The sequence below is a fragment of the Oricola nitratireducens genome (assembly GCF_014904745.1).
Classification (GTDB): Bacteria; Pseudomonadota; Alphaproteobacteria; order Rhizobiales; family Rhizobiaceae; genus Oricola; species Oricola nitratireducens.
On the sequence record NZ_JACZCS010000048.1, the window covers coordinates 62816 to 77337 of the forward strand.

General features: G+C 61.4%; 15 protein-coding genes. 3 read left to right on the forward strand and 12 right to left on the reverse strand.

All coding sequences use genetic code 11. From position 1 onward, the window contains the following. Positions 1–14 precede the first annotated feature (14 nt). Entirely contained in the window at positions 15–710 is a 696-nt protein-coding gene (locus IG169_RS20135) for a TetR/AcrR family transcriptional regulator (protein ID WP_193178057.1), read from the forward strand. Here IG169_RS20135 and IG169_RS20140 read toward each other — a convergent pair. Beyond that, on the reverse strand, positions 707–1462 hold the full coding sequence (locus tag IG169_RS20140) for an IclR family transcriptional regulator (protein ID WP_210326125.1): 756 nt from the start codon (positions 1460–1462) through the stop codon (positions 707–709). The two genes, IG169_RS20135 and IG169_RS20140, sit on opposite strands and share 4 nt — an antisense overlap. A 324-nt stretch (positions 1463–1786) precedes the next feature. On the opposite strand from IG169_RS20140, the gene IG169_RS20145 reads away from it, so the two are divergent. Together IG169_RS20145 and IG169_RS20150 are read left to right on the forward strand one after the other, a co-directional pair. Beyond that, the gene (locus IG169_RS20145) at positions 1787–2842 is read left to right on the forward strand and encodes a sugar phosphate isomerase/epimerase family protein (RefSeq protein ID WP_193178059.1); all 1056 of its coding nucleotides are present in this window, start codon (positions 1787–1789) and stop codon (positions 2840–2842) included. A 13-nt stretch (positions 2843–2855) separates the two neighbouring features. Continuing rightward, positions 2856–4043 carry a Gfo/Idh/MocA family protein gene (locus IG169_RS20150; RefSeq protein ID WP_193178060.1) on the forward strand — a complete coding sequence of 396 codons (1188 nt, stop codon included), beginning with the start codon at positions 2856–2858 and terminating at the stop codon, positions 4041–4043. A gap of 12 nt (positions 4044–4055) precedes the next feature. On the opposite strand, the gene IG169_RS20155 is transcribed toward IG169_RS20150, so the two are convergent. The 11 genes from IG169_RS20155 to IG169_RS20205 form a co-directional block, all read right to left on the reverse strand. Next, positions 4056–5807, reverse strand: coding sequence for a hypothetical protein (locus IG169_RS20155; RefSeq protein ID WP_193178061.1), 1752 nt, complete (start codon positions 5805–5807; stop codon positions 4056–4058). Between the two features lie 124 nt (positions 5808–5931). Continuing rightward, entirely contained in the window at positions 5932–7452 is a 1521-nt protein-coding gene (locus IG169_RS20160) for a methyl-accepting chemotaxis protein (protein WP_193178062.1), read from the reverse strand. Positions 7453–7939: 487 nt separating this feature from the next. Further along, positions 7940–8284, reverse strand: a complete 345-nt coding sequence (locus IG169_RS20165) for a hypothetical protein (RefSeq protein ID WP_193178063.1) — start codon at positions 8282–8284, stop codon at positions 7940–7942. After that, the gene (locus tag IG169_RS20170) at positions 8268–8798 is read right to left on the reverse strand and encodes a chemotaxis protein CheD (protein WP_343225684.1); all 531 of its coding nucleotides are present in this window, start codon (positions 8796–8798) and stop codon (positions 8268–8270) included. The genes IG169_RS20165 and IG169_RS20170 overlap by 17 nt, the downstream gene beginning before the upstream one ends. A 2-nt stretch (positions 8799–8800) precedes the next feature. Next, a complete protein-coding gene (locus tag IG169_RS20175) occupies positions 8801–9190 on the reverse strand; it encodes a response regulator (RefSeq protein ID WP_193178065.1) in 390 nt (129 codons plus the stop codon). After that, positions 9177–10232, reverse strand: coding sequence for a protein-glutamate methylesterase/protein-glutamine glutaminase (locus IG169_RS20180; protein WP_193178066.1), 1056 nt, complete (start codon positions 10230–10232; stop codon positions 9177–9179). Before IG169_RS20180 ends, IG169_RS20175 begins: the two co-directional genes overlap by 14 nt. After that, complete coding sequence (locus IG169_RS20185) at positions 10229–11107, reverse strand: CheR family methyltransferase (protein ID WP_193178067.1); 879 nt, start codon at positions 11105–11107, stop codon at positions 10229–10231. The genes IG169_RS20180 and IG169_RS20185 overlap by 4 nt, the downstream gene beginning before the upstream one ends. Then, complete coding sequence (locus IG169_RS20190; RefSeq protein WP_193178068.1) at positions 11104–11571, reverse strand: chemotaxis protein CheW; 468 nt, start codon at positions 11569–11571, stop codon at positions 11104–11106. The genes IG169_RS20185 and IG169_RS20190 overlap by 4 nt, the downstream gene beginning before the upstream one ends. Positions 11572–11576: 5 nt before the next feature. After that, positions 11577–13808, reverse strand: a complete 2232-nt coding sequence (locus tag IG169_RS20195) for a chemotaxis protein CheA (protein WP_193178069.1) — start codon at positions 13806–13808, stop codon at positions 11577–11579. A gap of 14 nt (positions 13809–13822) precedes the next feature. Then, the gene (locus IG169_RS20200; RefSeq protein WP_193178070.1) at positions 13823–14188 is read right to left on the reverse strand and encodes a response regulator; all 366 of its coding nucleotides are present in this window, start codon (positions 14186–14188) and stop codon (positions 13823–13825) included. Further along, on the reverse strand, positions 14181–14519 hold the full coding sequence (locus IG169_RS20205) for an STAS domain-containing protein (protein WP_193178071.1): 339 nt from the start codon (positions 14517–14519) through the stop codon (positions 14181–14183). Before IG169_RS20205 ends, IG169_RS20200 begins: the two co-directional genes overlap by 8 nt. Between the last annotated feature and the right edge of the window lie 3 nt (positions 14520–14522).

The following is a 14522-nucleotide window of genomic DNA, read 5'->3' on the forward strand; positions in this document are numbered from 1 at the left end:
CGCAAGATGGTTTTATGACCGTACTCGGCACCGAACCCGCGAAGAGAAAACGCGCATCATCGCAACGTTCGCTGGAAACGCGGGCGCGCATTCTCGACACGGCGGAACGGCTGTTTGCGCGCGACGGCTTCGAGGGCACGTCAATCCGCGACATCGCGACGGCGGCGGAGGTTCCTGTCGCGCTCGTCAATTTTCACGGCGGGGCCAAAGAAGACCTCTATTTCACCATCGTCGCGCGGCGAGCCGATACGCTGGCCCGTCATCGCCTGGAGGCACTCGAAGCGGTGAAGGCTTCGGGCGACCCTCTGAGTTTGCGCGCCGTGCTGGACTGTTTCATCCGACCCTATCTCGACCTCGCCGCAACCGGGGGCGAGCAATGGACCGCCTATGCCCGTCTGATCGCCCAAGTTTCCTCCGACGAACGCTGGCGGCCGATCAGCGAACGGTGCTTCGACCCGACAGCAAAACTGTTCATGGACGAACTGGCGGCGCTACATCCTGAAGCCGACCCGCAATGCGTGGCGGGCGCCTTCGTGTTCTCGATCTCGGCGATGCTGTCGCTGGCGACTTCGCGCTGGCGCATCGAGGCGCTTGCCGGCGCCCCGCCCCAAAGCGCTCCGCCGCTCGACAGCTGGGCGGATTTCCTGATCGGTTTCTGTGAAAGCGGCTTTCGCGCCGGGCTCGAAACGAACGCGCCGCGCAATCGCTAGGCGGCGCGGCGATCCTCGGCCAGTTTCCCGCTCAGTTCGGCCGACACGTCGCGAACCCGCTTGCCGATTGCTTCGGTCATTTCGGGTGTCGCGTGTTTTCCGGCGATGGTGACGCAGAGGGTGGCAACGGGACTGTTGCCGCCGTCGAATATCGGCGCGGCAATGCCGGTGACGCCGGGGGTCACCTCGCCATGGGCGACGGCGTAACCGCAGCGGCGGATCTTGCGCAATCCGTCCATGACCTTCTCGACGTCGGCTCCGAGGCCGATCGCGGCCAGTTCCGGCAGGTTCGTCTCGATGGTCGCCAGCAGCTTGCGGCGCGTCAGATGGGCCATGATGGCGCGCGATATGGCGCCCCGCGCCAGAGGCAGCGGCCGGCCTCGCGGGTAGTCGTTTTCCAGGCCTGGCGTTACGCATTCGGACGCGACGACGAGAAGCTTGTTGCCGTACCAGCGCACCAGCAGGGCGGCGCAGGGATAATCGGCGGCGAAGCTTTCGAGATGCGGCTGCGCATAACGGGCGAGCGTATCGGATTTGCGCATCAGGAAATCCATCTCGACGACGCGCGGCCCGAGCGTGAACCCGCCGGACGGCATGGAGGTCAGGAAACCGGCCTCCTTGAGCACCTTCAGATAGCGGTAGAGCGTCGGGCGACTGTAACCGAGCTCAGTCATCAGCTGTTCCGGTGTCCACTCCAGCCGGTCTTCCGTGAAGACATCGAGAAGCGCGAGTACTCGCTCCAGACTGTTCATCTCCGCCACGAATTCATGCCCTCCACATTCGCGCAGCAACCGATGGCTGCATGGTTCCCGGCCGTTGCGGCGAACCGCACACCGGTTGCCGTCGCGCGATGGATGCGCCTGCGGCAAAGTTTTCGCCTCTTAACGGGGAAAGGCGTCGGATGAAAGGGGACGCGAGCACCGGGTCCGAATCGCTGCGTCCGGAAATTCGGTCGCGATGCTGCCGATGGTTGACAATTCCTTCGGCACGATCTTCCTTCGCATCGTTTAATCGTTTAAATTTTTTGCAGACGTGATTTCGAACGGGATAATCCCGTCCAGCGGGAGGAGACAGCGATGAAAACCATCAAGGGACCAGCCCTTTTCCTTGCGCAATTCGCCGGAGACGAGGCGCCGTTCGATTCCTGGGCGTCGATCACGAAATGGGCCGCCGATTGCGGTTACAAGGGCGTTCAGGTTCCGAGTTGGGACGGGCGGCTGATCGACCTCGAAAAGGCGGCATCGTCGAAGGATTATTGCGACGAGTTCAGGGGCGTGGCGGCGGAAAACGGCATCGAGATCACCGAACTCTCCACCCATCTGCAGGGCCAGCTCGTCGCCGTGCATCCGGCCTATGACGAGGCCTTCGACGGCTTCGCGGCGCCGGAGGTGCGCGGCAATCCGAAAGCGCGCCAGGAATGGGCGGTTAGCCAGGTGACGATGGCGCTCGACGCTTCGCGCAACATGGGCATCGGCGCGATGGCGAGCTTTTCCGGCGCGCTTGCCTGGCCCTATGTCTATCCCTGGCCGCAACGCCCGGCGGGCCTAGTCGAGACCGCCTTCGACGAACTGGCAAAGCGCTGGCGCCCGATCCTCGACCATGCCGAGGAATGCGGCGTCGACATTTGCTACGAGATCCATCCGGGCGAAGACCTGCATGACGGGGTGACCTTCGAGATGTTCCTCGAACGCACCGGCAACCACGCGCGCTGCAATATGCTCTACGATCCGTCGCACTACGTGCTGCAGTGCCTCGACTACCTGGAAAACATCGACATCTACCACCAGCGCATCCGGATGTTTCACGTCAAGGACGCGGAGTTCAATCCGACGGGACGGCAGGGCGTCTATTCCGGCTACCAGGGCTGGGTCGACCGGGCGGGACGGTTCCGTTCGCTCGGCGACGGCCAGGTCGACTTCAAGGGCATCTTTTCGAAACTGAGCGCTTACGATTTCGACGGCTGGGCCGTGGTCGAATGGGAGTGCTGCCTGAAGCATCCCGAGGACGGCGCGCGTGAAGGCGCGCAGTTCGTCAAGGATCACATCATCCGCGTGACCGAGAAGGCTTTCGACGACTTCGCCGGCGCGGGCACGGACGAGGCCGCCAACCGCCGCATGCTCGGCATTTCCTGATCAGGGGACAGACATGGCCATCGAGGATTCGAACACAATGGCAGCGCGCCGCATCCGCCTCGGCATGGTTGGTGGCGGACGCGACGCGTTCATCGGCGGAGTCCACCGCATCGCCTCGCGCATCGATGATCGCTACGAACTGGTCGCCGGGGCATTTTCCTCGACGCCGGAGAAATCGAAGGCCTCGGCCGCCGATCTCGGCGTCGCCGCCGACCGCGCCTATGGCGACTATATCGAGATGGCAAAACGCGAAGCGCGGCTGAAGAACGGCATCGAGGCCGTCGCCATCGTAACACCGAACCACATGCACTATCCGGTCGCGCGCGAATTCCTGAAGCGCGGCATTCACGTCATCTGCGACAAGCCGCTGACCTCGACGCTGGCGGATGCGCGGAAACTCGCGAAAGCGGCGGAAGCTTCCTGCGCACTCTTCGTGCTGACGCATAATTATTCTGGCTATCCGATGGTCCGGCAGGCGCGCGAGATGGTGATGAACGGGGATCTGGGCAACATCCGCATCGTCCAGATGGAATATCCGCAGGACTGGCTGGCCGAGAAGATCGAGGACAGCGGCCAGAAGCAAGCGGAATGGCGGACCGACCCGAAACGCTCGGGCCTCGGCGGCGCGATCGGCGACATCGGCACGCATGCGTTCCACCTCGGCAATTTCGTCACCGGCTTGGAGACGGAAGCCGTCCTGGCAGACCTCGACAGCTTCGTGCCCGGCCGCCTGCTGGATGACAATTGCCACGTGCTGCTGCGCTACAAGGGCGGCGCGAAGGGTATGCTCTGGGCAAGCCAGGTCGCGCCCGGTCACGAAAACGGCTTGGCGTTTCGCGTCTACGGCACAAAGGGCGCGCTGGAATGGGTGCAGAAGGACCCGAACTATCTCTGGCACACACCGCTCGGCGAGCCTAGACGGCTGCTGACGCGCGGCGGAGCCGGTGCCGGTGACGCCGCGGCCCGGGTCAGCCGCATTCCGGGCGGCCATCCGGAAGGCTATCTGGAGGGTTTTGCAAATATCTACACTGAAGCCGCCCGGGCCATCATCGCCCGGCGCGAGGGGAAGGCGGTTCCCGACGGCGTCACCTTTCCCGGCATCGGCGACGGTCTGGCCGGCGTCGCCTTCGTCACCGCTTGCGTCGACTCCTCTAAACGCGGCGGCATCTGGGTGAAGTTCGGGGCCTATATGCGGAGCTGACACGAACCGAATTCAAGAATCTACAAAGCCGGCTAATATCTTTTCATATTTTGCGATCAGTTCCGGATCGGGAAATCCGACGCGTAATTCGCGCATCGGATCGTCCGTGGCATTGCGTCCATCCGCTGCAAATTCGGAATAATATTTGCGCGCCAGTTGTTTGTCGTCCAGCGCAATCGCAGCGGCCAACGCGAGTACAACCGCGCGCTTGTCGCCACTGGCAATAATCAGTTGCGCTTCCTGCAAAGCTTCCGGATAGTCACCGCGCCGAAAGGCGTCCAGCGACAGCGGAATTCGCATCCACCCCGGTGGGCCCGGGCTCATGGCAATTCCCGCTTGCACCAGTTCTATACCTAGCTTCCAGTCTCCATAATAAATATAAAAATCGCCGAAATGAGAATACAGATCAGGCTTGGACGGATTAAGAGCAAGAGCTCGCTGGAAATATTTTAGCGCCGCATCCCGCTCACCCATCATCGTGTAAATCATTGCACAGATTTCGTGCGCATTGGCATCGCCGGAGTCAAGAGCGATCGCCCTCATGGCGGCCTCAAGCGCCTCTTGCAACAGAGACGAGCTACCTGGGCTACCAAGACGCGCCCAGTCGAGATATCGCATCAGCGCCCATGACGACCATATCGAGCTATCGCGACTGCCCGCTTCGGTCAGACGTTTCAGACATCTACGGGCATCCGATTCCAATGCGCCTGACTTCCGGAGATCGTAGGCATAAAACTTGATGAGGCATTCGTATTCAGAGATTCCTCTATTGCGGCGTCTCTTGTGCTGCTGTTCCAGTCGCGCAATTGCTTCCGTCCGTATGACGCCGGAGATGCCCGCCAACTGCGGCGCGATGGAACGGACGGCTGCCAGAAGAAGGTCCTGGTATTCGGCATCATTGTGAGGCAGTTCCACGGTACTGGACCAGATCACATTGCGGCTCGCCATATCGCGAAGATGGAATTCGAGCCTGGCGCTGTCATTCACCCCCGTAACACTTCCCGCTATCTGATATTCTGAGGGGCGCAGCTTGGGATGAAAAACCTCATCGGGCATATTCGATGGCAAGCGGCGCACCCTGAGCGACCGGAACTGGGAGAGGTCAATGATCAGTTGCTCCCGGATCCTTTCGACAAGCGCGGCATCGTCGACGTTGGCATCGAATGGCAGAACCTCAACGATCGGGACTTTCGTCGTGTTTTCAGACTCGGCGACGACAATATCTTCTGCATCCCTGGCCAACGGCCCATGCATAACCAGGTGTAGGATCAACCCTCCGGCGGCTAGTATGACCGTAGCCAACAGGCCTTTCAGGATACTCAGTCGCGTGGATGTTATCGGTTTTTCGCGGCCCTGTTCCGAAGTACCTTCGCCAGAACGTCGCAGGATACCAGCTTCAGCATCTTCTCGGTTGGCTTTGGAGAAGGAGGGACGATAGCCCCCGCGCGGGATTTCGATGCGGACAGGGTCGTTGCTTCCCGCTCCCTCGTAATAGGCCGAAAGTGCGGCTCGCAACCGGCTGGCAAAGACGCGAACGACCGGATCAGTTTTCGGATCGAAGGATTCGCGACGGCCCAGCGCCTTGACCGCAATCGCATGCGGAGAGATCGACTCACCACGACCTTCGAGCTCTTCATTCGCCACAAAACGCAAGAAGTGCTCGAGTTTCGGCGAATTTTTCAGGAAACCGGAATCCAATATGCGCCGGAGGGCGTCCTGCGCCTCCGCGGAGTCGACTTTGCCGTCTTTACGCGCGCTTTTCATCCATCAAGCACATAGCCCCGATTCCGCGAAGCGCCAATGCGGCAGTTGAACCCAAATCCGGGTACACTGCTCCATTCGAGCGTTAATGTTTATAGTAAGTGAATACTAACGCTTGTAATTGACGTCAACGCTTCTGTTTCGTCGAGAAGCCGACCCGCAATCCGCCCCAGTGCCGCCCCTTGACGAAGACGGGCGACGACAGGTCCTTCATAAGCTGATATTGACCGCCACCCATGTCGCGGCGGTAGGTCTGCAGCAGGAAGGACTTGGTGTTGCGGCCGGCCGCGAGGCCCGTGCGATCATCAAAGATGCGGCGGTTGCGGCAGTTGGCTGCGTTCCAGACCTGATCGTCGGACTGGGGGCGGGAGTATTTGTGATTGTGCGTGGGAAGGTAACCGTTCCTGTCGACTGCCGCGCAGAACACGACGCGCGGATCGACGTCGAGGAACGCTTCCTGAATCGGCGGCATGACCCGGTCGGTGAACTCGGTAAACGCCGTCAGAACCTGTTGCGGATCGGTTCCGGCCACCGGGCGGTATCGCTCGTCGAACAGCGCCGGCATGGAAATCCCGCCGCTATCGACGGCCTGCTCGAACAGGCGCGCGGTTTCCTGCGCAGCCGCGATGCACGCGCGGATGACGGGCGTGTCTTCTGTTTCGATGCCGCTTTCCTCTACCAGGAGGACCATGTCCTCGGAAAAAGATACAAGGTGATCGAATTTCTCGGAGGTATTCGCCAGCTTGGCGGCGTTTTCCTGCGCCATGCTGTCAAGGACCGTGACCTTATCCAGCACATCGACGCAGATCCTGTTCGCGCGCTCCACCGGTTCCGAGATACCGGAAATTTCGTTCGTCATCGTGGCGACGTTCTCGCCGAAGACATGGAATTTGCGCAGGTCCGCATCGATCGTCCCGGAACGCTCGACGGCGGCCGCCGCCTTTTCCGAATTGGACCGGTTCTGTTTCTGCAACACTTCGACGGACGCGCTCAGCTTTTCCAGCCGCGTGATGATGTCGCGCGATACGCGCTCGGTCTGGCCGGCGAGTTGGCGCACGGATTCGGCAACGACCGCAAAGCCGCGTCCGGCGTCACCGGCATGGGCGGCCATGATGCCGGCATTGATCGCCAGCATCTGCGTCTCGGTGGCGATATCCTTGATCGATTCGGAGAAACCATAGACCTCCGACAGCTGACCGACGACCGCATCGAACTCGCCGGAGACCTCGTTGGACGACCGCGCCATGTCCTGAATATCGCGGATGGCCACGGACATCGCATTTTCGATCGACGTCGCCGTATCGCTCAGCCCGTCGCGCACCGAGGCAGCCGAGCCGACCGCCTCGCGCGCCACGGACGCGGCGTCGGCGCTGGTATCGGCGATCTGCCTGAGCGATCCGGTCAGTTCGTGAAACGCCTCGGCCTCCGCAGCCAGGTCCCTGGCGACATCGCCGACCGTGCCGGAAGTATCGGCGATGTTGACGGAAAGATTGCCGAGCCTCGAACCGACAAGGGAAACCGCGTGCGCAAGCCGTTCGTGACCGTCGACGTCCGGAGCATCCGCCGTAAAATTTTCCGGAGGCCGGGCCACCGGACCGTCGGCGTCATCGAGGACTGCCGCGGCGTTGCCGTGAAGCTGTTGCGCCATGCTGAAACCTTTCGACCCGTCCTGCCGTATTCTCGATAGCCCCTGCGAAACCGTATCCGCCTGCCTGCGCCAACGCGTTTGCCGGGCGTTCATGCGTCCGGCGAGAAATCAGATATGCGAAATTTAGCGGGCGATTGTTGTCCGAACCTTTCAGCATTCCGCCGCTGCCCGGCCGGGCTTCGCAAAATTAACGCCTGATTAAGTTCTGCCTGACTAGGATTGCCACGCAACCCGGGCGGCCTCACATCCGCGGCATGAAGCATCAGGGTTGCTTGCCGACAACGGAATGTCATGTTTCCGAGTCACGGGTTGATTCCCACCCTGAATCAGGTCGGCGTTCACACAAATACCCCACAACACTGCCGGCGAACTCATATCGTACCGTGCCTCGGGAACCGATACCATTAAAGCCCGCCTTCTCAGGCGGGCTTTTTTGATATCCGCTGCGCCGCCGCGACAAGGCCTGCGCGTACCATCGCCGAAGCTGTCAGCCGGCGCGACGGAACGCGTCCAGCGTGTGTTCGAGACCGACATCCACCAGGATCTCCTCCAGATCGTGCAGCGTCGACGGAGAGCTTTCGCCGAACGCGTTCTGCATGATCTTGGTGACTTCCATCAGCCGCTGCCGACAGAAGTCGATCTTCTGGATCGCGACGATCTGCTGCGGCGTGAACTCATCGCTTCCGATCGGAAGATCCTCGATCTCGCCGGCAATCATCGCGAGTTCCTGCACGAGCAGGCCGACGAGTTCCGTCTGGTGGATCTCCGCCTCGGTCCTCTGCTCCGCCTTCTGCATCTCCTCTTGCGAGAAATCCTCAAAAGAAATCGACATCGCCGACACTCTCCATTTGCGTGGAAATCTTCTTGGGTTCTGGCTCGGGAACCGCCATTCCGATAAATTTCTGCCGTGCCTTGCCGGTACAAGGCTCGAACTCGATGCGGCGGCCCTGAAAACCGCCGAGGCTGGTCGACACCAGCGTAAGCCCTTCATTGGTGACGAAATTGGTTGCAAATTCCGAGTTCTTCGCGCCGGCATCGCTGCGCGCGTCGAGGACGCGCGCGCCGCCGAACAGTTTGACCTGAAGCCTGCCGCGGGCCGCGCCCTTGGCAAACAATGCGTTCAGCAACTTCTCCATCAGGTAGACGCCGTAACGCCGCGACTGATCGGAACCGTCACGATCCGGATTGCCGGGCAACAGGAAGTGGTTCATCCCGCCGACCTTTGCGACCGGATCGTAAATGCACGCCGACACGCACGACCCGAGCACCGTGGAGATCACCGTTCCCTCGACGTCAGAAACGGCGTAATCGCCCTGGACGATGGGAATTCTCTGAGCCGTTGCCACGTTCAATTGAGCCGTCCCACCACCGATTCGATCGACTTTTTCAGCACATCGGGCGTGAACGGCTTCGCGATCACGTTGTTAACGCCAAGCTTGACGGCGTTCTGGACAACATTGCTGTCCTTTCGTCCCGTCAGGATGATGAATCCGGTCTTGGCGAGCTTCGGGTGCGCCCGAATGGCGCGCAGCAGCTGGAAACCATCGATATCCGGCATGTAGAGATCGGAAATCGCCAGATGCACCGGCTCAGCCGTCAGCTTCTGGAAGGCCTCGCGGCCGTCCTTGGCGACGCTGATATGCTTGATACCCATAGCCTGCAGCGCTTCAACAGTGACCATGCGGCTGGAAATATGGTCGTCGACGACCATGATCCTCAATACGTCAAGCACAGACATTTTGTGTCACCTCCGTTCGACCGCCGAACAGTGCGGTCGTTATTTCTCTTAGTGGCAAAACGAGGTTTGCAGCGCCGAGCCGTGCGGCTGCGGCAGGCATTCCGTAAACAAGACTGGTTGCGCGATCCTGTGCGACTGTGTGCGCGCCGGCCTGTCTGAGAGCGAGCAGGCCTTCGGCTCCGTCGCTTCCCATTCCGGTCAGGAGCGCCGCAGCGCACTTGCCGCCATAGACCTTGGCGACGGATTCGAACATCACGTCGACGGACGGCATATGGCCGGACCGGAGTTCCCCGGGCGTGACGCGACAGACACGTTCGGTGCGCCCGGAAACGGTAAGATGACCGACACCGCCCGGCGCAATGTAGACATGACCGTCCCTGACGGGGATCCCGTCGCGGGCCTCCACAACGGCTGGACCACAGAGACGGTCCAGGCGTTCGGCAAAACTCTTGGTAAAATGTTCCGGCATGTGCTGCGTGACGAATGTCGGCGGACAGTCTGCGGGAAAGCCTGTCAGCACCTCCGTCAACGCCTCGACGCCGCCGGTCGACGCGCCGATGGCGATCGCGTCGAGACCGTGCACTTTCCTGCCGGTTCCGGTCCGCGACGGCTGTGCATGTTCGGCGGCGGGATTGTGGCGCCCCTTGATCGCGGTCTTGGCGGCTGCGGCGGCCTTGACGTTCTCGCACATGTCCTTCAGCGCGGCCTCATCATCCATGCGCGGTTTGGGCAGGCAGGAGAAAGCGCCGATCTCGAGCGCGGCAATGGTGGCGTCGGCACCCTTTCGTGTCCAGCTCGAGATCATCACGACCGGCATCGGCCTCAGCCGCATCAGCCGTTCCAGGAAATCGAGGCCGTTCATCCCCGGCATCTCGATGTCGAGGGTGATGACATCGGGATTGAGCGCCTTGATCATCTGTCGCGCCTCGTCGGGGTTCGCCGCGGTGCCGACGACCTTGATCTCCGGATCCGTCTCCAAAACGGCGGAAATCAGCTTCTGCATCGACGGCGAGTCATCGACGACAATAGTGCGCGCGATCATCGAATTCCCCCGGATGGCACGTGTTTGTAGGTTGTGATCCCGATCTGTTTCAGGCTCGCCGAGGCGGGACCGCTGACCCGTTCAGAATGGCCGATATAGAGATGGCCGTCGGGTTTCAGCACCGAGCAAAAGCGGGAGAAAATTTGCGCCTGCAGGTCCTGCTCGAAATAGATCAGCACGTTGCGGCAGAAGATAACGTCGAATTTCTGCTTGAACGGCCAGTCGTTGAGCAGGTTCAGAAAGCGGAAGGCGATGAGTTCGCGCACTTGCGGGCCGGCTTCGGCCATGTCGCCCGAACGCTTGAAGAAGCGGTCACGAATGCCCGCCGGCATCTTGGCGACCATCTCGGCGTTGTAACGGCCTTCCTTGGCCTTAGCGAGCGAGTTGTGATCGATATCGCTGGCGAGGATCCGGAAGTTGAAGCGGGCGGCCTCCGGGCAGGACTGCAACACGGTGCAGGCGATCGTGTAGGGCTCGCGCCCGTCCGAGCAGCCGGCCGACCACATCCTGACGGATTCGCCGCGCGACATGCGCTCGGCGAGACCGGGCATGACCGCCGTCGCCAGATGCTCGAAGTGATGCGGTTCGCGATAGAAGTTCGTGACATTGGTCGTGATCGCCGAGATGAGCTCGCGGCGTTCTTCAGCGCCGGAGGACGAACCAACCAGATCGATATAAGCGCCGAAATCGGGCATGTGGAGACGCCGCAGCCGCTTGACGAGCCGCGAATAGACGAGGTCGCGCTTGGCTTCCGGCAGGTTTATTCCGGCTTCACCGCGCACCAGCGCCGCGATTGTCGCAAACTGCTTGTCGGTCAGGAGATATTCGCGACCCGCCTCGGGCTTTTGGACCGCTTCTTGAACAGCAGGGATCATGCAGCTTGCATCTCCAGTTCGGGCATTATCGCCTCAAGGCAGATTTCGCAGATGATCCGCTTGTCGATGACAATCACACGGCGGAACATTTCGCTGGACATCGAGGGATTGACCTCGGGCACCGGACGCAGGTGATCCGGGCCGACATCGAGGATGTCGGAGACAGAATCGACCAGAAGCCCGATGGTCTTGTCGTGCACCTGCACGACGATGATGACATGGCGTTCGCTCGGCGTGCTGGATCCCATGCCGAGACGGGCCGAGAGATCCATGATCGGCAGGATGGTGCCGCGAAGATTGATGACACCGACGATATATTCCGGCGAGTGCGGCAGGCGCGTCGCCTGGCTCCAGCCGCGGATTTCGCGCGTCGAGGTGATTTCGACGCAGAATTCCTGCTCGCCGACGCGGAACGCGATGAATTCCTCGCCGCCAATCGTCGTTTGTTCGTTCTCGTCATGCATGGTCTTCACCCCGCCATGGATTGAATGATTTCGGGCCCGGGTTCGCCGGACTGGTGCGACACGATGTGATCGCAATCGAGGATGAGAGCGATCTGACCGTTACCGAGAATGGTCGCCGCGGCGATGCTCGGCACGCGCTGGTAGTTGCTTTCGAGACTCTTGATGACGACCTGCTGCTGCCCCTCGATCGAGTCGACGAGAAAGGCGCCCAAGCCGTTCTTGCCGCCTTCGACGACCAGGATGGTGCCCCTCGTGTAATCGTCACGCCGCTCGGAGAAGCCCAATTGGCGGCCGACATCGATGATCGGGATCAGGCTGTTGCGCATCTTCACGACACGGTTGTTCTTGCCGATCGTGTAGACGTCGCCGGGCTTGAGCGTCGCGGTTTCGAGAACCGCGGAGACCGGCAGCACGAGCGTCTGACCGGCTTCCTTGACGATCATGCCGTCGAGAACCGCAAGCGTCAGCGGCAAGGTCATCGAGAATAGCGAGCCTTCGCCCGGGCGCGACGCGATGTGCACCCGTCCGCCGAGCGCCTGGATCGACTGGCGCACGACATCCATGCCGACGCCGCGTCCGGAGACGTCGGTGATGGTTTCCGCGGTCGAGAAACCGGGCGCGAAGATGAGATTGTCGATGTCGTCGTCGGAGAGCTTGGCGTCGCGCGCCACGATCCCCTTCTCGATCGCCTTGCTGAGCACGCGTTCGCGGTTGATGCCGGCGCCGTCGTCGTTGATCTCGATCACGATGCGGCCGGACGAGTGGTAGGCGGACAGCTTGACCGTGCCCTGGGCGGGCTTGCCCCTGGCCTGCCGTGTCTCCGGATCCTCGATGCCGTGGTCGACGGCGTTGCGGATCATGTGGGTCAGCGGGTCGATCAGGCCCTCGATAACGGTCGTGTCGACTTCGGTGTGCTCGCCTTCGAGCTCCAGCAGCGCCCTCTTGCCGGTGGCGGAGCAAACTTCGCGAATCACGCGCGACATGCGCATAAAGACCGGCTTCACGGGTTGCGCGCGGATCGCCATCACGCCGCTCTGGATTTCGCGGGTGAGGTTCTGAAGTTCGACAAGCGCGAGGCCTGTCGGCGAAGCGGATCCGAAACCGGCCTGGCCGATGCGTTCGGCCAGCATCGCCTGGTTGATCACCAGTTCGCCCATCAGGTTGATCAGCCGGTCCACCTTCTCGGATTCGACGCGGATCGTCTGACTGGCCTTCTTGACCTCTTTCTTTTCGGCTTTGGAACCGGCCCCGGCATTGTCGTTGCCATCGTCGCCCTGGTCGCCATTGCCGGACGCGTTGGCGCCGACAGCGGTCTCGATCGTGTCGACCAATTCGGCTACCGGATTTGCAGGCGCCGGCGCGTCGGCGCTGGCGGTCTCCGGGTCCTGACCGAAATCGTCGATGTCGACCAGATCGGCTGGCGCCGCGTCATCGCCGCTTTCTTCCAGCGCTTGCAGGAACGCGTCGAGGTTTTCGCCGTCGCCGTCGGGCGGCGATCCGCCGATCTCCTCGATCGACAGGACGCATTCGCCGTCGACCCAGTCGAACACGGCCTCGATGTCATCGCGATCGCGCTCGGTTTCGAAATCGATCTGCCATTTGAGATAGCTCTCGTCCGGCGTCAGGTCGTTCAACTTGGGCAATGCTTCCAGATCGCATGTGACGCTGAGCGTGCCCATGTCGCCGAGTTCGCGGAAGAAGCGCAGCGGATCATGGCCCTTGAGATAGAGGCTGGCATGCGGCGCAAAGGAAATCCGGAATGTGCGGCCCGACGGCGCCTCGACTGCGTCAAAAGCCTCGAGGTCGATCATCACCGGCGCGAAATTGATCTCTTCCTCGTCCTCCTCCTCGTGCGCGCCGCCGAGGCCGAAAGCGGTCTCCAGCTCGCCGGCGAGGCCCGAGGAATCCTCTGGTTCGCTACCGGTGCGTTCCGCCTCGATGACGTCCGACAACACGTCGACGGAACGCAGCAGCAGATCCATGCGCGCTTCGTTAACCTGGCTCAGGTCGTTGCGAATCACATCGAGCGCGTTCTCGAAAACGTGTGCGAAAGAGACGAGCGCGTTGTAACCGAACGCGCCGGCACCCCCCTTGATGGAATGCACTGCGCGAAACACGGCATTGACCGTGTCCATGTCCGGGCCATCCGACTGGATTTCATGCAATCCGGTCTCCAGCTCCGACATCTGGTCAGCGCATTCGGCGAAAAATGTTTCTTTGATATCGTCGAGACTCATATGTCCAATCCGGCCTATGGCATGACGCGGTTAACGGCCCTGGTCAGCTTCTCAGGGTCGAAGGGTTTCACGATCCATCCGGTCGCGCCGGCGCTCTGGGCCCGCTGCTTCTTTTCCGGCGCGCTTTCCGTCGTCAGTACGAGGATCGGGACGCGGTTGTATTCCTCGAACTTGCGCACGTTCTCGATGAACTCGAAGCCGTCCATGACCGGCATGTTGATGTCGGTGATGACAACGTCCGGCTGGGATTCACGAAGTTTCTGGATGCCGTCGGCGCCATCCTCGGCCGTTACGACCTCAAATCCCGCGTTCGCCAGGGTGTGGCGGAGCATTTCACGCATGGTTCGCGAGTCGTCTACGGTCAGTATCTTTTTAAGCATGGTTGGCGTCCCCTACTTCCAATTCAGCTGTTGTCAGGCCAAGGGTGGTCAAATTGTCGGCAAAGACCCCGGACTGGCCGGAGAGCTTCATGGCAATACCGTCCTCGCGCCACATGTGGGCGGCGGACAGCAGAACCTGAATGCATGGCGTATCGATCCGCTCCACGGCGCTCGCATCGAGGTCGATCGGATGGGTGCGGGCGGATAAAAGCAGATCCGCGACATGGGTCGCCGTTTCGCCGGGCAGGCTCGCCGGAAGCGTCAGCACACGGCTCTCACCGGTCTCGGTCAGGCATTTCGCCAGCGGATTGGCGGCAACTTTCTTGATCATGGA